We start from the raw sequence: 22,556 nt of genomic DNA on the forward strand, positions 1-22,556 counted from the left end.
ATGCATTTAATCGCTACCATACCGGGAGGTTGGAATCCTAATGACGACGGCGTTTTTTATATAGAACAAGAACCTGGAGATATCGTTTTTTTAAGTGCAAGCGATACCGAAATTCATACGATGAATGAAGCTTATAAAACACTTCATGAAGAAGCTACGTATGAATTACCCAGTTTGAGGATGACCAATTTGGTGTACCTAAAACAAGAATTGACAATAGATACCTATGCCGAAGATGTTTTAGAGAAAGCCAAAGTGATTGTATGTAGCCTGCTAGGAGGTATGAATTATTACAAATACCTTATAGAAACGCTTATAGCATTACAAGAAGAAACCGATTGTGTATTGCTCTTTATTCCGGCGCACGAGCCTGATTACGAATTGATGAGTCGATCTACAGAAACGATTGAAGTAGTACATCAGTGTAGACAATATCTTCAACAAGGTGGAAAAGACAATACCATTGCTTTACTGCAATACCTATATAAAAACTTTTTTGAATTACCTGTTACTGTGACTCCACCTAAAAGTTTGGAAGTACTGTTTTTATACAAAGGAGGTTTAGGAATTATAAGTCAGGAAGAATTAAGTTCCACTCTAGATACTTCAAAAGCAAATGCGGTAATCTTAGCATATAGAGCTCATTATTTAGCAGATAATTTAGAGCCGATACATGTACTTAGCGAAAATCTAGAAAAACGTAATATCAATGCAATTGTTGTTTTTGCGAATAACTTAAGAGAGCAAGGCGTATTACAGCAATTAGAAAAATTAATGACCAATGATGGGACGCGAAAGATTGATGTATTGCTTAACACGACTGGATTTACAATTAAATCTACAGAAGATTCCGATTTTATCTTTGAGAATTTAAACATTCCTGTATTACAAACAATATTTTCGACGAGTAATAAAACAGTATGGGAAGAAGGAATGTTTGGACTTCCGCCTACAGATATTGCCATGAATATTGCCTTGCCCGAAATTGATGGACGTATCATAGGAAGAGCAGTTTCCTTCAAAAAGGAAATCAGTAAAGATCCGTTGACCGATAGTGCGATTATCAAATATGAAGCCTATCAACCTGCTTGCGAATTCATGTCAGAAATGGCAGAAAATTGGGTAAAGCTACAGCGAAAAGAAAATAAAGAGAAAAAGGTAGCCGTGATTCTACCTAACTATCCTAATAAAGACAGCCGATTGGCAAATGGAGTAGGATTGGATACTCCAGAAAGCTGTATTGTGTTACTTCATAAATTACAAGAAGAAGGTTATGATTTAGGATCGCAATTACCAGAAAGCGGAACTGCCTTAATGCATTGGTTAACACAATTAACAACCAATGCTATTGATACAACACAAACGCGACCACATAGTATTGCGTATGATAAAGAAGCTTTCGCGAAAAAATTAGCAGCCTTATCACCAGAACTACGAGAAAAAATAAGAGAACAATGGGGACAGCCTGAAGAAGATCCATTTTATAATGGAACAGGATATATTTTTCCAGGTTTTTTATTAGGAAATGTATTTGTAAGTATCCAACCTTCTAGAGGATACAATCAAGATCCACAAGCAATTTACCATTCACCAGATTTACCGCCTACCTATCAATATTTAGCTTATTATTTCTGGTTACAAGATAGCTATGATGCAGATGCAGTAATTCATTTAGGAAAACACGGAAATCTAGAATGGTTACCTGGTAAAAGTGTTTCTCTAGACAATGCCTCTTGTTTTCCGGCGGCTGTTTTTGGTGCATTACCTCATTTTTATCCTTTTATTATTAATGATCCAGGAGAAGGAACGCAGGCAAAGAGAAGAAATCAAGCGATTATTATCGATCATTTGATTCCGCCAATGACCAGAGCCGAAAATCACGGTAGTTTATTGACTTTAGAAAATCTGGTAGATGAATATTATGAAGCTTCTAATTTAGATCCTAAACGAAGTAGAATTCTTGAAAAAGAAATTGCTGATTTAGTTAAAGAAACGCAATTGAATGTTGATTTAGGGATTCAGTCGGATGATGTAGATGAGTTATTGGTAAAACTTGATGGATATTTATGTGAACTTAAAGAAGCACAAATCAGAGATGGACTGCATATTTTTGGAACGCCACCAGTAGAAGAACAGTTGATTGATTTATTGATAGCATTACACCGATCAGGGAACTATCAAAGTTTAGGAATCACACAGGCATTTGCCAAAGATTTTGGGATAGAAGATGATATTTTGCAATTAGACTATACAGAACCTTTAGTGGTAACTATAGGCGAAAATATATGTAAAAACGTAGGACAGGTTGTAGCTGCTTTAGAAGGATTAAGTAAAACTTTACTTATACGTTATCTAAAAGAAGATACTCTAGACACAACATATAGTTATGGGAATAAAGTCTTAAAAGAAATTAAGGATAAAACTTTGATAGCGGTTCAACATACTACAGACGAACTTCATTATATCATAGAAGGGTTGAATGGAGCTTATGTACCTTCAGGACCATCGGGTGCACCTACTAGAGGAAGAAGAGATTTATTACCAACAGGTAGAAATTTTTATTCAGTTGATGTACGTACCATTCCGACCGAAATTGCGTATAGACTCGGAGAGAAAAGTGCTAATTTGATCATCGAACGCTATTTGCAAGAAGAAGGAGACTATCCTGAAACTATTGGGATCTCAGTATGGGGAACTGCTACGATGCGAACAGGAGGTGATGATATAGCCCAAACCTTGGCATTGATGGGAGTGCGACCTATTTGGAAAAATGTGAATAGACGTGTAACTGATTTTGAAATCATTCCGATTGTATCTTTAGGAAGACCAAGAGTTGATGTTACCTTAAGAATTTCAGGTTTTTTTAGAGATGCTTTCCCAGATGTGATCAATTTGTTTAATGCAGCTGTTAAAAAAGTAACACAGTTAGACGAGCCTTTAGAAGACAATCCTATTCGAAAGCGTTTTTTAAAAGAACAAGAAGCTTGGAAGAAAAAAGGATTGTCAGAAAATGAAAGTGAACAAAGAGCTTTATATCGTGTTTTTGGTTCAAAACCTGGAGCGTATGGAGCTGGATTACAAGGTGTAATTGATGAAAAGAATTGGAAGACACGAGAAGATCTAGCCAAGGTTTATATGAATTGGAGTGGATATGCTTATGGAAGTTCAAAAGAAGGAATCTCTGCCCATGAGTCCTTTCAATTTCGATTAAAAGCCATGCAAATCGTCATGCAAAATCAAGATAATAGAGAACACGATATTTTAGATAGTGATGATTATTACCAATTCCAAGGAGGATTAGCCAATGCAGTACAAACGGTAAGTGAAAAAGAGCCTTCGATTTATTTTGGAGACCATTCTCGACCAGAAACACCTAAAGTAAAAACCTTAAAAGAAGAATTGCTAAAAGTGTACCGTTCTAGAGTGATCAATCCTAAATGGATAGCAGGAGTACAACGACATGGCTACAAGGGAGCTTTTGAAATGGCGGCGACTCTAGATTATTTATTTGCCTATGATGCGACAACGAATCTGGTAGATGATTTTATGTATGAAGGAATTACAGAAAGTTATTTATTAGAAGCTAAGAATAAAGAGTTTATCAAAGAACACAATCCTTGGGCATTAAAAGATATGAGTGAACGATTGTTAGAAGCTATTCAGCGTGGAATGTGGGCGTCACCAAGTCAAGAAATTAAAGAAAAACTAGAAGCATTATATTTAGAAGGAGAGGGGATTGTAGAGTAATACTACAACCCCAATAACTTCTTAATTTTTTTACCAACAGAATTGGTTACTTCGCCAGGTTTTTCGTCTTCTTCAAATAAGATACCTTTAACGTTGAGGTGGTGACCAATTTGTTCTTTACCCATGTCTTGTTCAAAACCAACAACTTGTTTTCTGTATTTGCACAATTGACAATTCATATGAGCGGTTCCATTTTTAGCTTCATCTAGACGTTCGTCAAAAGCTTTTAAAATCAGTTCATCTGCTCCAAAAGGATCGGTATAGATATACTCACTTTGTACGCTTGTATCCATATCAGCTACTTGTTTGTAGATACGTTCTAGCAATACTCCAGTAAAGAAGAAAAACGGAATGACAATAGTACGTTTAAAACCTAATTTATGGGTCATAGATAAACATTCTTGTACATTAGGATAGGCTGTTCCGCTATATCCAGTAGTTGCAAAGCCAAATCCTAATCCTTCCCATAGCATGCTAGTGAGTTTAGCCACATCACTATTAGCATCTGGATCAGTGGTTCCCCTCCCTACAACAACTAAACAAGTTTCTTTGCGATCTTTTTTAGAAAAACCGTGCTTTAATTCAGTTTCTTCAATACGCTTTACCGCTAAATCCAATAAAAATGAACTTACCCCAATATGTTTTCCCATATTAATACTTAGATCCTCATGGTAGGTTTGTAAGGTATTGAGTTCATACGGAATATCATTTTTTGCGTGAGAACCTGCAAAAAGAATCACAGGAAGCGCATATATTTTTCGTACACCATTTAAGTACATACGTTCTACAGCAGCTTCATAAGTAGGATGATTAAATTCTAAAAAACCATAGTCAACTTCATAACTATCTTCATAGCGAGCTTTAAGAATACGAACTAATTCTTTAAAAGCAGCGACACCAGCCGCTCTTCTAGTTCCGTGTCCACAAAGTAAAATTCCTTCTTTCATTTTTTTAGTTTAAGCATTATTGAATTGGAGTAGCTCCAATAATAAAAACAACAGGCATAGGCAGATCACTAGCCGCAATTTTTTGTTCGATAGTTCCTAATGTTGCTGTAACGATTTGTTGTTGTTCTCTTGATACATTAGAAATTGCATTCACGGGAATATTCTTATCATTACACACTTCAAGTAGTTTAGGAACAATTTTATATAGACTTTTTAAGCCCATATAGATAGCAATGGTATTTCCTGCTTTGAGCATATGAGCAATACCGTTGAGTTGTTCAAAAGAATAATCGGCAGTATGAGCTGTACAGATGAGCATAGCATTAGAATGATGCCGTTCTGTAATAGGAATATTATAAATATTAGCAGCAGCAATTGCAGCAGATATTCCTGGGATCACTTCGAAGTTGGCTTGTTTTTCGGTTAAATAACGTGCTTCTTCCGCAGCTCTACCATAGATATAAGGATCACCAGATTTTAAACGTACTACTTTCTTACCTTGTTTTTGGTGTGCATAAAGTAATTCATTGATACGTTGTTGGCGATCTAATTGATTTGTAGTGTCTCCAAACTTACGACCTACATAAATCTTTTCTGCATATGTATTAATAGATAGAATAGCCTCAGAAACCAAGTTGTCATGCAAAATAACATCGGCTTCTTGTATTTTTTGATATGCTTTTACGGTTAATAAATCTGGATCACCCGGTCCAGCACCTATGATGGCTATACTATGCATATTAAATCAATTTTAAAGGATCAGGATATTTATAAGTATACTTCAATACTTCTTTACTCTTTGTATTGCTAATTTTTTTAAAAGCAATAGTATCTGAATCCAAAAACGTTGGTGGTTCCATTTGTATGCGCTTAGCTGCTAAAGAGTAAAAAACTTCTCTTAGCGGATGTTCGTCTGCGCAACCATTAAGCACCACTCCTGTACAATTTGTAGTAACAATACAATCAATCAATCCAATACAGTCATCTCTATGTATGATATTGATAGGTGCTTTACCATTAGCTACATTTTTTTTGTTAGCCAAAAATCTTCCAGGAAGTCTATCATATCCGATTAAACCAGCAAATCTTAAAATTGTTAACCGATCTTGTAAAGTAGCTTTCAATAGATTTTCGACAGCAAAAACAGCTTTTCCAGATGCTTTTTCGGGTTGCGGAGCTAATGTTTCTGTAACCCAATCATTGGTATTTTGATACACAGAAGTAGAACTAACAAAGAGTACTTTTTGCGTAGGATTGATATAAGGCAAAATAGCTTTGATCTGGTCAGAATAAATAGTCTCAATATCAGGAATCCTTTTCGGTGGAAAATTGATGATTAACCATTCACTATCTTTCAAAAAATCTTGGAGAAGACTGGTTTCAGTCTTTTCTCCTAGTTTAAAGATATAAGGTACCATTCCTTGTTCGGTCAAAGTTGCTTTCTTTTCTATAGAAGTAGAAGAAGCTTTTACAGTGTGACCTAAAGACAAAAAATGCTGCGCTAGGGGAGTACCTAACCAACCTGAACCGATAATGCTAATTTGTTTATTTTTCAATTGTATGTTAGTTTAAGACAATTCTAGGATTTGCTATGTCCATACCTAAGTAAACACTAAGAATATATTCCCAAAGAGCTGTATTGTCTTTTGGAATTAAAAATGTAATTAAGTGTTTTCCTTTTCTATTTTTTAGACGAATAGCTCCAACAAATGTACTATTTTCTTTGGTCCAAATAACCTCGGCAACACCAACTTTTCGTTCTAAAACGTCTGCATCAACTTCTTTTTCGATAGCTTTAGTAATTGGTCCTATCGCAAGTTTTAACTCAAGGTTTGTTCCTATGATGTCCACATCAAAAGCATCTGCATAAGAAACTTTATGATGGTTCTCTATATGAATAAGTTGATGTTTATGATCTATGGTAAAAGGGAAAAAAGTAGTGAATAACTTCTTGAATACAGGATACAAATATTGATCTGAAGCGGATGCTCGGGCAACTAAAGCTTGACCAAAATCTACATCGTTTTTTTCTTTGAATACTATTGGAGCTATCGTTTTTTCGTTATCAGAACGTACAGCTTCATCACCTTTCTGAAATAATAAATATTCGGGTAGAGGAGTACCATTTTGAGTATGTGAATGAACGATTTCTTCAGCCTTTTCAGGAGTTACATTTTTGTACCAATAATTTCCGGGTTGAACAATCCAAGTAGGTGCGTCTTCGCACCTACCATTACAACGAGTTCTAATGCTATGAGTAGTATCCCATAACTGTTCATTTCTTAGATATGCTCTAGCTTCTCTTACTGCTAATTCGCTTTTAGCCTTTCTGCAAGAACCACCATCACAAAATTCAAATGTCGTATTTATTTTAGTAAGATCTTTTCCCATGGTCTAAAAGAAATAAGTGAAACTTAGTTTTGCTAAAAAAGGAGTACCTGGTGTAAAATGAACATCATCTACAGGTGCTGCTTCTCCTTGTAATTGAGAAGAATCATAGAAGACAGCTTCTCTCCATTTTTGATCAAAAATGTTTTCTATGGATAAACCAATCTCATAAGAAGGTTTTCTATAATTGATGACTGCATCCATGATAAAATAATCTTGAGCAGTTACAGATTCATCCTCAATAAGTGGACGTTCTCCTAGGTAACGGTAACGTAAAGAACCACGAATACCATTTTCTAGACGTACTGTAGCACCACCTGTAGAACTAAATCGAGGTGCACTCGGAATTTTATTTTCGTTATCTGGAGCGTCTAATAAAGTTCCGTAACTATAATTAAGATCAGTATCTAACCAAAAATATGGAAGTGGTTGGTATCTAAAAGAAGCTTCACCACCGATACGTTCTGAACGTCCTTTGTCTTCAAATTCGAAACCATCAGAACCAAACACAAATTCGGCATCACTTTGTAAATACCAAGCAGTAATGTTTCCTACAAGACTTTTACCAATCTTAAATTCGGTTCCAAGGTCATATCCTGTTGCTTTTGGTAATGGATTTACAGCGCTGTTTCTTACAGCTGCCTGTGTATAATTTGAATGGAAACCAGAACTGGCTTTTGCATACAATTGTACTTTTGGACTGATATCATAAAACAAACTCAATTTAGGGCTCCATTGGATCGCATCACGATCGCTTCGCGTATTACTAGGTACAATTTCATTTTGATCAAACGTAAAATAATCTGTACGCAATCCAGCCAAGGCAGTTAATTTAGGAGCAATTTTAATTCGTTCTTTAAGATATAAACTATAACTCGTTTCTTTGATGTCAAAAATATTTACAACACTTAATAAATCTCTTCCTATAGCGTTATTAAGTCCTATGGTATTATCGTGATGTTGGATTGTCCATCCAATAGTAGTTTTACTTTTAGGAATTCCTAAAAAGTCTTTCATTCCAATACTACCGTTATATGCAAAGATATTTCGATCTTCATACTGGTGAATCATGTCTCCGTTTACAGGATTGTTTTGGAAGAAAGTAAAGTTTGAAAACAGATTATATGTATTAGAAACATAATACAATTGATTCTTTAAGGTTGTATTTTCTGAAAGTTCAGAAGTTAATTGTGTATTGATATGAATCCTTTCGGTATCACCACCTTCTTGATCATCGATAGCTCCAAACCTGTCAATCAGCCCTGATTCTACAGCTCTCAACGGAATTTGCCCCGAAGCATTCCAATCACTATGAAAAGTAGATACAGAAGTAATCAAAGTATTGGTTTGATTGATATCGATAGCATATTTTGTAAAGGTGTTTAATCTTCGTAAATCTTGATCGCTCTCGAAGAAACTTCTATTAAAAGTACCTTCTATAGCGATATAAGCACTCTCATCATTTTTGGTTAAAAAGTTCTTTTCGTCCAAAATAGAAATCATTGCCAAGGCTCTGATAAAATCATATTGACCATATTCTAACTTAACTAGATTAGAACTTAGGCGATTTTTTGTAGTATAATTAGCAGCTCCAGAAACCGCAAAGTTTCCTAGAGAAGCTTCGTGAGGGCCTTTGTAATAGTTAGCATCCTTAACGGTTTCAGGAATCAAGAAATGCAAATCGGCGTATCCTTGACCATGAGCATGCGAACTTAAATTCACAGGAATGTCATCTACATTCACGGCAAAATCAGTTCCGTGATCATTATCAAAACCTCTTAAAAAAATTTGTTCTGCTTTTCCACCACCTGCATGTTGCGCTATAAATAGTCCAGGGACAGTTTTTAAAAGGTCATGAGCACTTTTGATGGGACTCAGTTGTAAGGTGATTTTAGAAACGTTGTTAGCACCTAAATTTTCATCTTGATGATCTGCGCTGATCACAATTTCGGAAAGCTCAGTAGCTTTTTCTTCTAATGAAATTTCGATAGGTTTTGTATACGAACTGATAGTCAGAGAATGTTCGAAATACCCAGAACGCGAAAATGTCAAAACCGTAGGAAGTGTTGTACTGAAACTAAATTTACCGCTTTCGTCAGAAATGATAGTTTGAGCATTACTAGAATTGGTAATGGTGACGGTAGGAATTGTATTTCCTGTGTTTAGGTTTCGTATGATACCTTGTAGTGTTACAGTATCTTGTGCTTGACTCATAAAAGAAATGATCAACCACACACTGCATAAAATCAATTTTTTCATTTATAAAAAATGATGTTAAGCAGGTAAGGATAGAAAAAGGTAGCCCATAAAACTCCATATTCTAACTCTTTACCCGAGAGTTAATAAAATGATTCATTAAATGGCAGGTCTCCTGACTTAACTCGGTTTTCATATACCTTCCCATGATTATTACCACAGTGGTTTTTAATGTATGAAACCTTAAATGAGTCTTACAGTTGCGGGAACAGTTTTGGACTTTCACCAAATTCCCTTTTAATTTTTGCACAAGCAAAAAACCATTTAAGCGATGCGAATATAGGCGATTATTTTATATTCTTCAAAATATAAGAGACTCTATTGGACACGGTGTCTTTTTCTAAAAGATTGATATTGAAACCTAATTGAAGATAAGTTTCAAGAAGTAGATCTTGAAGTTTTCTAGCTTCTTCAAAGCTTTGCAAACGTTGTGGATCTTGTTTATAAATAGTTTTCCATAGTGGAAGTAGGAATACCGTATCGTGATAGTATTTTTTATAATTGAAATCAAGAAAGTTATTTGGTATTGCCTTTTTATGCAACTTCAAATACGCCATATTATCGGGTAAACCACGATCTACAAAGGTTATTTGAGAATCATCTATAGCCAATTCTTTTACAGTTTGTGTATACACTAATTGCGTAAAACCTGAGACATCTTCCCAAGGAGTTTTATTTCCATTGACCTGTTGCTGTGCTATAATAACACGTCTAGAAACTTCTTCTTTGCAATGAAATCCTTGTTGAGATAAGGATTGTATCAAGGTAGTTTTACCAGTGCTTGGGGCTCCAGTAATAATATATCGTTTAGGTAAACTCATAGAATAAGAAACAAAGCTATGATAAATATCCAAACCAAAGTAACAAGGTGATTGATTGTAGCTACATTTTTGATTTCGGAATCTTTTAGGGCTCTATCATGAGTACCTATGTATGGCTTGTCTACGAGTTTTCCATGATAATAATTAGGACCTCCAAATCGACAATTGAGTATCATAGCTAACGCAGCTTCTGGATAACCCGCATTGGGACTCGAATGACGTTTTCCATGCACAAAGACTAAAGGTAATTTATGAAGTTTGAAACTCACTAAAAGCATTAATACCGCAGTGATTCTAGCAGGAATATAATTGAGTACATCGTCCAATTTGGCTGCAAATTTCCCAAAATTAAAATAGCGATCATTTTTATAACCTATCATAGAATCCAAGGTATTCACCATTTTGTATAACATAGCACCTGGTACTCCCAAAATCATATAGAAGAATAAAGGAGCGATGACTCCGTCACTTAAATTTTCTGAAAGTGTTTCAAATACCGCTGTTTTGATTTGTTGTGGATTAAGTTGAGAAGTATCTCTACCTACGATCCAAGAAAGTCGTGATCTTCCTTGTGGAATTCCTTCTTTTAACGCAGTAAAAACAGCGCGACCTTCTTCAATCAGACTTTTATTGGCTATCGCATAAAATAGAAATAGTGTTTCAAAAAGAAATGACAGAATAGGATAAGGTTTTAAAATTACTAAAGTAAGATAAAAGAATGCATAGGTTGCTGTTACCAAAAGTAATGTTAATAGCAGTCCTTTTAAGAAACGATGTTTTGTATGATTTAATGTTCGTTCACCCAAAGCGATTAAATTTCCAAACAAACGAATAGGATGGGGAAGCCATCGAGGATCACCTAATAACAGATCAAGTAGATAAGCCGTTACTAAAGGAAGTACAGGGATTAAGAATTCCATTGTTGTAAAGCTTTGATAAGAGCATTATTTTTCTCTGGTGATTGACTAGCAATACGGATATAATATTGATCCAAAGTTCTAAAGTTTGAGGCATCTCGTATTAATAACTGGTGTTCTCGTACTAAATATTCTTTTAAGGCTTTGGATTCAGGTTTTTGCAGTTTTACCAAAAAATAATTGGTATTAGATGGCAAGACTTCAAAACTATCTAATGTATTAAGTTGTTGTTTTAATAAGGAGGTATGCTCAAAACATTGTTGCATATCTGGGAATAACTCTTGATAATGCTCAAAGATATAGGAACCTGCATGTAACGCTAAACTATTGACATTCCAAGGTATTTTGTATGTTACTAGAGTCGAAATAGTTTCGAGATGTGCTAATAGATACCCTAATCGTAGCCCAGGAATGCAAAAGACTTTGGTAAGTGATTTAACGATAATAACATTCTTAAACTTTTGGACTAATGAAAGAGCAGAAATATCAGAAGGAGTAAAATCAATATAAGCTTCATCGATCACAAAACAAGTTTCAGGATAGGAGCGAACGAGTTTACTTAATTCTTCAACAGTATTTTCAAATCCATCTGGATTATTAGGATTACAAATAAAAGCTAAAGGTGTATCGAAATGGTGTTGTGTAACAACTGCTCTGTTAACATAAGTAATATCAAGATTATGAACTTTTGATGCCAATTCATATTCAGAAAAAGTAGGAGTGCAAATGGTGACTGAACTATTCTGAAATGCGTGAGCAATTAAATAAAAAGCCTCTGTAGCGCCATTAGTCACTATAGCCGAATTAGGTAATAAATGATGGTGTGTGGCGATTTGTTGAACTAAGGTTTCGGCACTAGGTGCAGGATAACTCTCGATCGTGGATAATTGTTGTTGTAAATGATCTAATAACCTTTGCGGAGTTCCTTCATACCAAACATTAGAGCTAAAGTTTGCTCGAATCTTAATATCTTTATACCTGTAAAGGTCGTCACCATGACCGTAATCAATACTCATAATTATGCTGTAACAGAAGTTGTCATATCGTTTAGAATAGTTTCTATATCGATATGTTGTTTTAAATGTGCCGCCAATTTATTATAATTTTCTTCTTTATAAGCTTGATAATCGAAAGTTTCTGTTGTGTTATCGATATCAAAATGCGAAAGCAATTCGTCTATCACAACAGCATTGTCAAAAATACCATGCATATAGGTTCCCCAACAATTTTGGGCACTATAGCCTTCTTGACCATTACTAGTAGTGTTTAAGTAATTAGGGTGATCAAAAGTAGTAATTCCCATATGGATCTCATAACCAGAACATGTAGTCTCATAGTGTTGAAACTGAAAATCACATTGTTTAGTGGTTTTTTTGGTGGCTAATACTGTATGCGCAGGAATCACTCCCAATCCCGGAATGCTGTGAATTTCATTTTCTACATGAGCAGGATCAGCAATAGAAGTACCTAAAATCTGAAAACCACCACAAATTCCGATCACAAAAGTACCAGTTGCATGAGATTGAAGGATGACTTCGGCTAACTGTGCATCTCGTAAAAATTGCAAATCAGCTATTGTATTCTTACTTCCCGGGATGATGATTACATCTGCTTTTTTCAATTCGGAAGCTGAACGTGTGTAAAATAAATGAACACGATCATCCTTTTCTAAGTTATTAAAATCGGTAAAATTGGAAATAAAAGGTAATAGTACAACAGCTATATTTACTTTGTTTGTACTACTAGAAGTGTTTTTCTTTTCCAAACCTAAAGAATCTTCTTCTTCTATATAGATGTCCTTTGCGTAAGGTACAACCCCTAGTACAGGAACATTGGTAAGTGATTCCAATAATTTTTTTCCTTCTTCAAATAAAGAAATATCACCTCTAAACTTATTAATAATAACACCCTTTATGAGTTTACGTTCGTCATCATCAAGTAAGGCAATGCTACCATAAACACTAGCAAATACACCACCTCTGTCGATATCAGCAATGAGATACACATGAGCCTTGGCAGCTTTGGCCATACGCATATTAACGATATCTCTATGTTTAAGATTAAGTTCGCTAATACTTCCGGCTCCTTCTAGAACAATGGGATTGAATTGTTGAGATAATTTATGGAAAGCTATTTGAACTTCTTTAAAAAGATGTTGTTTATTATTGCCTAAAAAATAAGATTTAGCCGTCTGATCTCCTATAGGCTTACCATGTAAAATCACCTGCGATTTATGTTGCCCAGAAGGTTTTAGCAATACAGGATTCATTTCGGTAGTACAATCAATACCAGCAGCTTCGGCTTGTACAGCCTGAGCACGACCAAGCTCTAATCCATCTTTGGTTACATAACTATTGAGAGACATGTTTTGTGCCTTAAATGGAGCGGGTGTATGTCCTAATTGTTTTAGAATTCTACAGATACCAGTAACAATAAGGCTTTTACCTACATCTGAGCCAGTACCCACAAACATAATAGGATTTAGTTTTTGTGCCATAGCGGTGTTGAATAGTGATGCTAAAATACAGTAAAACTATAAAGTGAAAAATAAGTCGCTTGTAAAAAGGGGTAGGAGATTGAATTTAATTTGTTTTTTGGTGGAAGTAGATTTGTTAATCTAATAGAGTATTATTGATATATAATCTCAGCTATTTTTTCTTTTCAGAGCTTTTAAATTTGTAAGATTTGCATCGAAATCAAAATTTTCGACAGTTGGGCTAACAAGTCCTTCCTGAATAGCATTTCTCAAAGCAAGGGTTTTACTTTCTTCATTTTCTAAAAGACGAAGACCAGCTCTAATTACTTCACTAACATTTTTATATCGCCCAGTAAATATTTGGCTTTTTACAAATTGATCAAAATAATCTCCAAGAGCTATAGATGTATTTTTAATGATTGTTTCTTTTTATAAAGTTATAAGAGTTTTATAGATAAGTCTGAATGAATTATTATATGTTTATAAACCATTTTGAATAAATTAAAAACATAGTAATTAAGTGAAAGATACGTTTATTGGATATAAAGTAAAACTAATAGATTCTAGTAAAACAGGTATTGTTTTTAAGCTGAATTCTCAAGTTATAAATCAAAGTCTAGATAAATATATTGTTTCTTTTGATAATGAAATTAGAATTGAACAATTAACTGAAGAAAAACTTCATTTTGAAGAAGAAATATCTAAAACTATTTTATTTAAACGATTGATAAGAGATATTAGATCTTTTGAGATAAAAACAAGAGAGGTTGTATCATTATTACTTTGTGATTTTATTGAGATAGAGGTGACAGATTTTGATTTAGAGGTTTTAAAGGATGGAGTCGAACAAATGATTCAACAAATAAAAGAGGAAAAAAATATAAATATAGAACAGAAACTTGTTGAAGGAGTGTTTGAATTTATATGGCATAAAAAAATGTCAAAAAACGAAGAAATAGAATTATTAGAACGATTGACTGAAATTGATAAATATTATGTTTGGAGTTATTTAGGTGATGAATTAGATGATGATATCACTAAATATTCATCTAATAAACTGAATAATTATTATTCAGAAAACATACATAAATGGAACGAAAAAGATAGAGAAATATATGGAAAAGAGAAAATAGAGAGATACTATAATAAATAAAATCAAAAATGTGGATAATAGAAGTTAATAATGAAATAAAGAGTTTTCTTGTAATAGAACCATCTTTTTATGATGAATTAGATCTTTGTGATGATTTTACGATGAAATGCCTAGAGGTATTAAGAAGAGAACTACCTTCGTACTTTAATACTTTTCCTAATGGGACAACATATGGACTTATACGATACGGTGACTTTTTGGGGAATCAATATCCTGCAATAGGTATTCAATGCAAAAATCAAGAAGATTATGATAAAATACCAGATTTTATAGATCTTTATAATGGGGTTGAAATTTTGATCAATGAAATTGGTCTTGAAGAAATAAAAGAAGAAGCTAAATTTGTTGATACCATTACATGGAATGATTTAAAAGAAATAGGATGGTATTTTGAAAAATATGTCTCAGAATAGAAGTATCAATCAATAATAACATCTAATGTTTAAGAAACTATTTAAAAAGAAAACTATTGAAATTGACTTTGATACAATAGGATTTAAATTATCAGATCAAGGAAAAGAATCTATTAAGAAATTTTGTGGTAGAACAGCTGAAGAGAGGATGGGAGATATAATGTATCTAGGTAATAAAGGAAATCCTAACTTTTTTTATTTAATATATTACGCAATATTATTCGATAGAGATTTGAATGTACGTTTCGCAGCTTTAAAGAGAGCCTCAAAATTTAAAGAAGCTCCGAATTTTGATATGTTACTTGATAAGCTTGATAAATTACGTATTGGAGAAAGTTTAGAACCATATTATTCAATGATGCTTTATGAATTAAGAGAAATTTCCTTAGAGGAATTTAAGAAGAGAATGAATGGTAATTAATAAACGAAGATTCGTGCCCAAATTACACCTATAAACTTTATGAATATCTTAGTTATAGACATAAAATGTTAACATAGAAAACATCAAAAAGCAGTATAAACCATAATTAACACTGCTTTTTGATATCTATTTAATTAAAAGAAGCTCTTCGTTGCCAAAATTTAGAAGAAGGCCATCTTTTTTCCATTTGATAATATTCAGCTCTAATTTTAAGATAGTGATTGAAGTTTTGTATGATATCCTCTTGTAATACATCAATCGTAGACCTATTTTCTTCAAGTTCGTTAGCGATATGTTTGGCTGCAAAACAAGCTGAACTTATAGAAAAACCAATTCCCATAGAAGAAATAGGATCAAAAGACACCGCAGCGTCTCCGATAGCTACAAAGCGTTCTATAGACCTAGGATCACAGAGTTGAGTTTGCGCATTTCTAACCCATAATTTATCAGAAAGCGCCCGTGCGTCATGAATCAAATGTTTGATATGTTTACTCTTTTGTAATATCTGATTCCATGACTCAAGCTGATGTAATTTATGCTCTGAGATGATATCAGCATCTGTAAAAAGAGTCATAACCATTTTGTTATTAGGAAGACAAGCAGCATACCACCATCCTAACTCTACGGATTCTAATGTTTGTTCAAATTTTTTGGAGTTATTTCCAAGTTCTAGAAATAGCCCAATACCCATTAAACTATCGATTTTTTTAGAAGGAACGTTTACTTTTCTGCATACATTACTTTCTCTACCAGTAGCATCCACTAAATAATTGGCTTTGATGATAAATTTACCTTCAGAAGGGTGAGTCAAGGAAACTTGCCAAGTCTTATCTTCTAATTGGGTATATGCTACGCATTTTGTTCTTGGGTAAATAGTAGCACCTCTTTTTGCTGCTACTTCGATTAATTTGAAGTCAAATTTTTCTCGATCCATCTGGAAAGTAGCTTCATCAGTAGTGAATATAGCATTGGTTGTACTAACTTCATCACTACCCCAATAAGTTTTGCTTGCAAAAGAGGGAATAAAACTATCTTTTTCAAAGTCACTTTTATTTAGTTGTAAATAATGAATCAAATCAAAGATGCTAGAAGAAACATGTTCGCCAACTCGTGTTTGACTAAAGTCTGATTGTTCAACAATAGTTACATCACATGTAGAATAATTTAATAAGCTTAATGCGGCAGAGGCTCCGCTTGGGCCTCCACCTACAATAAGTACATCAGTTTGTTGCATAGTTGTTATCATTAGCGTCTCATTCTTGTACCAGAACGTGGTAATCCAAGTCCTTCACTACTAATTTTAATTTTTTTGAAAGTACGTCGTTCAAGAAAAGCGACTAATTTTCTAGCTTTTTCGCTTTTTTCTCCGATGCTCTTTAAATCTTCGTCAATATAAAAAATAGGTACAGTTGTTTCGTTGTCTGCATCATTACCAGTTACTTGTCCAATGCCTAATTCTTTAAATGAAAAAAGTTCATGGGTACGTTCAGTTTCTGTGAAGTAAGGAAATCCTTTATCTTGCGAATTTACATTTCTTATAAAAGCCATAGCAGACCAGTGTTCTACCATTTGAACAAAACTATTGATACCACGAGCATAATTTACTTGTTGTCCAGATGGTAAATGAGAATGCATTTGTCCTTCTAGAGTAGTTTCACCATTTAGCACATCCCATGGACTTTGAGGTGGCCACCAATATGAATAATAGGTAGGTGGTAGTGGTTCTTTATGAGAATTTTCATAGATTCTAGTATTTTCTTCAGTTTTAGATTGAACAATCTCGTGTAATGATTTTTCATCTGGATTTGTCCACGTTTTATTTGTTGTTGTTCTTACTGTATCTATAGTTGTAACATTAGCTTTATTGAAATCTGGATTTGTAAAATTCACAGGCTGTACGGTACATTGAAAGAAATCTGCTTGCCATGGACATGCCATTCTTTTGGTTAAATCACCTGGTTGGCAACCTCCTCCTTCAGTTTCATCCCTTGAAGGTGTCAATCCTGTTTTATTATAACCTCCTAGACCTTTTTGATCTGCAATAATATAGGAGGTTTCATAAATATTGGGGTTTTGTAAACTCCAAGTAACTTCTATACCGGGACACATTGGCAATCCTACACAATTCCCTACACTCGCTTGATCTTCTTTACTTATGGTAAACGGTTGGTAATCTGTGTTGTTTTCAAAATCACCATTAGCCCATTGTTCAAGCATAAAATATTGTGTGTCGTTCAAAGCTAAAAACTTTACGATATTTACATTACTTACAGAATTGCTACCTGAGTTTAGAGGCATCATTGGAAACATGTTATCTCCATCTTTTTTAAATAATTCAGATTGTGGTTGATTTGAAGATGTATCTGATTTATCATTTGGACGCCTGAAATATGCAAAATAGTTTTGTCTATTCGCTTTATTATCATCACTGGGATCGGATAGGTCGAATACGTTGGCTGAAAATGTCATCATAGATTGTACATTGGCAACCCATTGGTATGCAGCAAAACGTTTTACAATAGGTAAAATATCTCTTTGATAATTTACCTTGTATGATTTATCAAATTGCCCATCTTTACACATTTCTGGAACGAGATTGAAACATCTTACACCTACGTCAAACATAGTGTCACTTAAATTAGAGATATTGACTATTTCTGGAGCGAAATCTGGAGAACCAACAATCACCCAAGCATTCAAAGTAATAGGTTCTGTATTGTCTTTGAACGTAATAGTGCAATACACAGGACCATCAGAAATATCATCGTGCCAAGTATTAGAACCACCGTAACTTGTTAAAGGTTCATCACCTCCTGCATGACCATATCCACCTAAAACTATAAGACGTCCATCATCATCTGTTTTTAAATCCCCTAAGGTTAATATTTCAGTTCCGTATTTAACACCTTTAGGATCGTCTGGTGTTCTAAGTCTTAGAGTTCCGTTTTTTTCAAATACGTAATCAGAAGGAAATTGAGCTGGATAGCCATTGGGAACATTGTTTTTATCAAAACTGATACTTTGTTTAGCACCTGAGACCGTTCTAGGTCCTGGATCAACGATTAAAGCTTGTCTGGCTTCGTCTTTAACAGAAGGATTCCTTAGGTCTACATCTTGATTTTCATAACTGTTTTCAGGACCGAATAAAAGGTTTCCTTTTAATTCACTAAATTGATACCAAGCAGCTTTTTTATTCGCTAAGTGTACAGTCCATTCCATGGACTCAATATTAGGCGAATCTATAGTTATTTCATTCCCGTTTTCGTCTACTATTTTAAAGACTTGTCCTTGTCGTCTTACTTGACTTTCATCGTCTTTAAAATTTTTAACAGGTCCCAATTTGTTTCCAAATTGATCTGCTTCAAAAGGAAGCCCACCGATTGTGTCAGGAGAAAGACAAAATTGTTTTTGACTATTACCTAATCTTGCTACTCCTACTGAAGGACTAATTTTTAAATTCATTATGTTTGATTTAAAGGTTTAACTATATGTTTTTTATAGTATCCCGAGTAGCGATTATAGATGTGAAACTTGTTAGTTTTACTCGATAATAATCTTTTTTAATACAGATTGATTTGTGCTACCCCAAAAGCAAAGTCAAAATGTACTAATGATTACAATTATTCTCTTACAATATAATGATTATAATTATCTGATAATTAGCTTTTTTGTTAAGAGCAAGTTACTTTATGTTGATTTTCTATATATGGGTAGTTATACGTGATTTTATAGGATTATAATATGTTTTATGGAGTTCTTGTCGAAAATTATAGATGAATACGAATGCGTATAGCAAAAGAATATAGATAAAAAGGTATAGTTATTAATGAGAAAAATAAATAATTGATATTAAGTGTTTTGGGATGTTTTCAGGACTATTAATAAGTATTGTATTGACAGTAATGTCGTTTGTATTAAGAATTAATATGATTTATATAGAATTATTAGGTAAAACTCATATTTACTTAGGTTTAATTCCAATAGTTTTAACTTGTTTGATTGTGCTTTTTGATAGAATAATGAAAAAAAAGCTATCTATACATTTATTTCAATTCAAAATTTTTATGGAATATAAAATGTTGTCCTGAAAATTATAAATCTGATTATGAGTGGAATGCTACAGTAAGACTCAGTTGGATTTTTAATTTACCGCTAGCATTCATTATAACCATTATTCAAGGGTATATATTAGATATAGTTAAAGAGATAAATATCAATAAAATACTATTTTAGCTATTATAATTATAGTGACAATTTTAATACAATGAAACAATATGTTAAGTTTTGGGAAATAGATGAAGATTCAGAAGAAGTTGAAGAATATATCTATCGTCCAGTTATTTCAGGTGAAATAGAATTAGAAAATATTTCAGAAGAAATTAATATTCTTAAGATTTATTTCAGAAAGATTAGTGTTTTAAATGAACCTCTAGAACTTTTTGAAGATAGTCTTGAAATTATGTTATCTAATTATCCTATCAAAATTAATAAATTGAATGAGTTAGATAATTTTAGAATAGAAATAAAAAAAGGATGGACAGATTCACAATTGTTTACGATGTTAAGTGTTAGAGATGGCGAACCCATTAATAACTTAACAATTGATTTTACATTAAATGAAGATAAAAGTATTCATATAAAATGGACTGGAACTTATCCAGATTATCAATCGAGTGAAGATATTGGGAAATTTGAATTAGATATTATTGCTTTTGAAAAAGAAAATATAATAACTCCAATATGTAGTAATAAAGAAAAATTACTAGAAGTACTGAATAAATAAAATAATAACTATAGAATAAAGTATAAAAGAAAACAAACTCTTAAATGAGTTTGTTTTCTGTAAAATATTCTGAGAAACTAATTGCTTGTAATTTTTAGTTTGTTAAATATTAATATTATGTGTGGATTTACCCATTTAAAACATTTTCTATTGATTTTGCAGTATCCAAAACCATTTTTTCAAAAGCAATAGGTTTCCAATTAAAAGTTTTTATGGTATCGCTAATGTCTCCAGAATATGTTTTACCTACATAAGGTAACATCCCTTTCATTTCATTATTAAAATTGGCTAAGAGTTTTATCATAAAATTAGGAGCTACTTTTGAACTAACTTTTTCATAACCGTTATACCTTAGTGTTGTTGTTAATTCTTGGTATGCATAAGCTCTTTCTGAAGCTACGATAAAACGTTTACCATTTGCAGATTTATTTTCTAATGCCATGACATGTATTTTTGCAACATCTCTCACATCAGACATATTGATACGAGCTTTTAGCATTCTAGGAATTTTACCGAGAAGTATATTTTTAAAAGTTGTCATAGATTCTCCTGACAAGTTATTGGATAATGTAGGTCCATATACTGGACCAGGATGAATGGTTACTAATTCGAGTTTCTCTTCATCGTTTTGATCGTTTATAAATTTCCAAGCACGTTTTTCTGCAAGAGTTTTACTTTTTAGATAAGCAGTAGCATTTTTAGCATTAATATTTGTCCAGCTATTGTGATTGATATTTTTATCTCCTACAATATCTCCTAACATGGCAACCATAGAAGAAGTTAGTACTACTCGTTTGATTCCTGTTTTCTTTGCAGCTGTTAAGACTCTTAATGTACCTTCAACGGCAGGTTTTATCAATTCGTTTTCATCTTTTGGAATTTTCGAAATGAAAGGAGAAGCCACATGCATAACAAAATCACAATCTTTCATAGCTTGCTCCCAACCATCATCCTTTAGTAAGTCTAATTGACAAAATTCTAAATTTCCATTAGGAGTAATCTCCTTTTGGATAGCTTTGGTAATAGCGTCTACTTTAGATAAATTTCGTAATGAACCTTTAACCGAATAGCCATTTTTTAACAATTCTACAGCACAGTGTTGCCCAATAAATCCAGAAATACCAGTTAATAATACTTTTTTCATACCTACAAATGAATTACTTTTGTTTTGCAAGTAAAGTTATTGTTTTACTTTTAATTTGCAAGTAATAATTTTAAATATTTTTATGAAAACTACTTTTCGTTGTAACTGTCCTATCACATCAGCCTTAGATATTATTGGCGATAAATGGTCTTTAGTCATTATAAAGCAGATGCTTTTTGAAGGAAAAAGCACATTTAAAGATTTTGTAGAAAGTACAGAAGCTATAGCAACAAACATTTTGTCATCAAGATTGAAAATGCTAGAAGAGTTTGATGTTGTCAAAAAAGAAAAGCTTCCAGGAAATAAGAAGACCAATGTATATATATTGACAGAAAAAGGGCTTTCGTTGACGCCTATTCTTATTGAGTTGACATTATGGAGTAAGCATAATATTCAAGATGTTCATCCGTATTTGAATTTAAATAAGGAATTAGAATATGTTGAAATGAATAAAGAAGAGTCGTTTAAAAAAATTATGGAAAATTATAGAAATAGGTTTGAGTAGAAATCTTTTGATAGACTGATAAAAGAATGTCGAATAACGAATATCCAATATAGAAATCTTAAATAATTTGAAAATTAACTAAAACGAACTCATAAATACAAAAAAATCAGGGAGTTTTCGGGGGGAGAAAAATAGTATAATTTAAGGATAGCCTAAAAACAAAGAAACCTACTGAAAATCAGTAGGTTTTGCTTTGTGATCGCGACAGGATTCGAACCTGTGACCGTCTGCTTAGAAGGCAGATGCTCTATCCAGCTGAGCTACGCGACCATTAAATTTTATTCATAGAGAGACAATTCTCTAGTTTGCTATTCACTCAATGTTTGAGTGCATTCAGCGCGGCAAATATACAACTCATCTAGATTTCTGCAAGTATATCAAGAGTTTTTTTCGATTATTTTTTTCGATTCATTTTGTTTTATAGATTTCTATTGGTTATCATATTTATAGAATAATTGAAAATTAACTGTTTAACTATTGGTTTAAAAATCATACTAGTATTAATTTAACCCGTGGTGCATTTAGGCAATATTAATTTTAAGATTGTTGATATTTCTTTGAAATAGAAACTTATTGATGTATTGA

At 33.1% G+C, this 22,556-nt stretch carries 19 protein-coding genes, 1 tRNA gene and 1 riboswitch; of the genes, 6 read left to right on the top strand and 14 right to left on the bottom strand.

The genetic code is table 11. From position 1 onward, the window contains the following. Positions 1 to 3,747, top strand: coding sequence for a cobaltochelatase subunit CobN (gene cobN, locus ACYEKI_RS16260; protein WP_459212261.1), 3,747 nt, complete (start codon positions 1 to 3; stop codon positions 3,745 to 3,747). Between the two features lie 2 nt (positions 3,748 to 3,749). On the opposite strand, the gene ACYEKI_RS16265 is transcribed toward cobN, so the two are convergent. From ACYEKI_RS16265 to ACYEKI_RS16310, 10 genes are all read right to left on the bottom strand, one after another. Further along, positions 3,750 to 4,694, bottom strand: coding sequence for a sirohydrochlorin chelatase (locus ACYEKI_RS16265; RefSeq protein WP_459212262.1), 945 nt, complete (start codon positions 4,692 to 4,694; stop codon positions 3,750 to 3,752). A 16-nt stretch (positions 4,695 to 4,710) separates the two neighbouring features. After that, positions 4,711 to 5,433: a uroporphyrinogen-III C-methyltransferase gene (gene cobA / locus ACYEKI_RS16270; RefSeq protein WP_459212263.1), complete on the bottom strand. Its 723-nt coding sequence runs from the start codon at positions 5,431 to 5,433 to the stop codon at positions 4,711 to 4,713. A 1-nt stretch (position 5,434) separates the two neighbouring features. After that, entirely contained in the window at positions 5,435 to 6,250 is an 816-nt protein-coding gene (locus ACYEKI_RS16275) for an NAD(P)-binding domain-containing protein (protein WP_459212264.1), read from the bottom strand. 7 nt (positions 6,251 to 6,257) lie between these two features. Continuing rightward, entirely contained in the window at positions 6,258 to 7,085 is an 828-nt protein-coding gene (locus ACYEKI_RS16280; protein ID WP_459212265.1) for a (2Fe-2S) ferredoxin domain-containing protein, read from the bottom strand. Between the two features lie 3 nt (positions 7,086 to 7,088). After that, on the bottom strand, positions 7,089 to 9,341 hold the full coding sequence (locus ACYEKI_RS16285) for a TonB-dependent receptor (RefSeq protein ID WP_459212266.1): 2,253 nt from the start codon (positions 9,339 to 9,341) through the stop codon (positions 7,089 to 7,091). Between the two features lie 85 nt (positions 9,342 to 9,426). After that, positions 9,427 to 9,618: riboswitch (cobalamin riboswitch) on the bottom strand. 7 nt (positions 9,619 to 9,625) lie between these two features. Beyond that, positions 9,626 to 10,159: an AAA family ATPase gene (locus ACYEKI_RS16290; protein WP_459212267.1), complete on the bottom strand. Its 534-nt coding sequence runs from the start codon at positions 10,157 to 10,159 to the stop codon at positions 9,626 to 9,628. Continuing rightward, a complete protein-coding gene (gene cbiB / locus ACYEKI_RS16295; RefSeq protein ID WP_459212268.1) occupies positions 10,156 to 11,079 on the bottom strand; it encodes an adenosylcobinamide-phosphate synthase CbiB in 924 nt (307 codons plus the stop codon). The genes ACYEKI_RS16290 and cbiB overlap by 4 nt, the downstream gene beginning before the upstream one ends. Beyond that, on the bottom strand, positions 11,067 to 12,092 hold the full coding sequence (locus ACYEKI_RS16300; protein WP_459212269.1) for a pyridoxal phosphate-dependent aminotransferase: 1,026 nt from the start codon (positions 12,090 to 12,092) through the stop codon (positions 11,067 to 11,069). Before ACYEKI_RS16300 ends, cbiB begins: the two co-directional genes overlap by 13 nt. Before the next feature lie 2 nt (positions 12,093 to 12,094). Further along, the gene (locus tag ACYEKI_RS16305) at positions 12,095 to 13,573 is read right to left on the bottom strand and encodes a cobyric acid synthase (RefSeq protein WP_459212270.1); all 1,479 of its coding nucleotides are present in this window, start codon (positions 13,571 to 13,573) and stop codon (positions 12,095 to 12,097) included. Positions 13,574 to 13,720: 147 nt separating this feature from the next. Continuing rightward, entirely contained in the window at positions 13,721 to 13,972 is a 252-nt protein-coding gene (locus ACYEKI_RS16310; RefSeq protein WP_459212279.1) for a type II toxin-antitoxin system ParD family antitoxin, read from the bottom strand. 100 nt (positions 13,973 to 14,072) lie between these two features. Here ACYEKI_RS16310 and ACYEKI_RS16315 point away from each other — a divergent pair, with 100 nt between their 5' ends. The 3 genes from ACYEKI_RS16315 to ACYEKI_RS16325 are packed head-to-tail and all read left to right on the top strand — an operon-like array spanning position 14,073 to position 15,539. Further along, positions 14,073 to 14,705: a hypothetical protein gene (locus ACYEKI_RS16315; protein ID WP_459212271.1), complete on the top strand. Its 633-nt coding sequence runs from the start codon at positions 14,073 to 14,075 to the stop codon at positions 14,703 to 14,705. A gap of 8 nt (positions 14,706 to 14,713) precedes the next feature. After that, positions 14,714 to 15,118, top strand: a complete 405-nt coding sequence (locus ACYEKI_RS16320) for a hypothetical protein (RefSeq protein ID WP_459212272.1) — start codon at positions 14,714 to 14,716, stop codon at positions 15,116 to 15,118. A gap of 25 nt (positions 15,119 to 15,143) precedes the next feature. Further along, positions 15,144 to 15,539 (top strand): hypothetical protein, encoded by a 396-nt coding sequence (locus tag ACYEKI_RS16325; RefSeq protein WP_459212273.1) that lies wholly within the window; start codon positions 15,144 to 15,146, stop codon positions 15,537 to 15,539. A gap of 130 nt (positions 15,540 to 15,669) precedes the next feature. Here ACYEKI_RS16325 and lodB read toward each other — a convergent pair whose 3' ends face one another. Next, positions 15,670 to 16,785 carry a lysine-epsilon-oxidase maturase LodB gene (gene lodB, locus ACYEKI_RS16330; protein WP_459212274.1) on the bottom strand — a complete coding sequence of 372 codons (1,116 nt, stop codon included), beginning with the start codon at positions 16,783 to 16,785 and terminating at the stop codon, positions 15,670 to 15,672. After that, positions 16,785 to 19,001, bottom strand: a complete 2,217-nt coding sequence (gene lodA, locus ACYEKI_RS16335) for a CTQ-dependent lysine 6-oxidase LodA (RefSeq protein WP_459212275.1) — start codon at positions 18,999 to 19,001, stop codon at positions 16,785 to 16,787. Before lodA ends, lodB begins: the two co-directional genes overlap by 1 nt. A gap of 802 nt (positions 19,002 to 19,803) precedes the next feature. Here lodA and ACYEKI_RS16340 point away from each other — a divergent pair. Further along, a complete protein-coding gene (locus ACYEKI_RS16340) occupies positions 19,804 to 20,322 on the top strand; it encodes a hypothetical protein (RefSeq protein ID WP_459212276.1) in 519 nt (172 codons plus the stop codon). Between the two features lie 127 nt (positions 20,323 to 20,449). On the opposite strand, the gene ACYEKI_RS16345 is transcribed toward ACYEKI_RS16340, so the two are convergent. After that, complete coding sequence (locus tag ACYEKI_RS16345; RefSeq protein WP_459212277.1) at positions 20,450 to 21,466, bottom strand: NAD-dependent epimerase/dehydratase family protein; 1,017 nt, start codon at positions 21,464 to 21,466, stop codon at positions 20,450 to 20,452. 82 nt (positions 21,467 to 21,548) lie between these two features. Here ACYEKI_RS16345 and ACYEKI_RS16350 point away from each other — a divergent pair, with 82 nt between their 5' ends. Beyond that, entirely contained in the window at positions 21,549 to 21,971 is a 423-nt protein-coding gene (locus ACYEKI_RS16350; RefSeq protein ID WP_459212278.1) for a winged helix-turn-helix transcriptional regulator, read from the top strand. A 196-nt stretch (positions 21,972 to 22,167) separates the two neighbouring features. Here the strand turns inward: ACYEKI_RS16350 and ACYEKI_RS16355 are convergent. Further along, positions 22,168 to 22,241, bottom strand: a tRNA-Arg gene (locus ACYEKI_RS16355). Between the last annotated feature and the right edge of the window lie 315 nt (positions 22,242 to 22,556).

This window comes from Aquimarina rhabdastrellae (assembly GCA_947387485.1).
Taxonomy (GTDB): Bacteria; Bacteroidota; Bacteroidia; order Flavobacteriales; family Flavobacteriaceae; genus Aquimarina.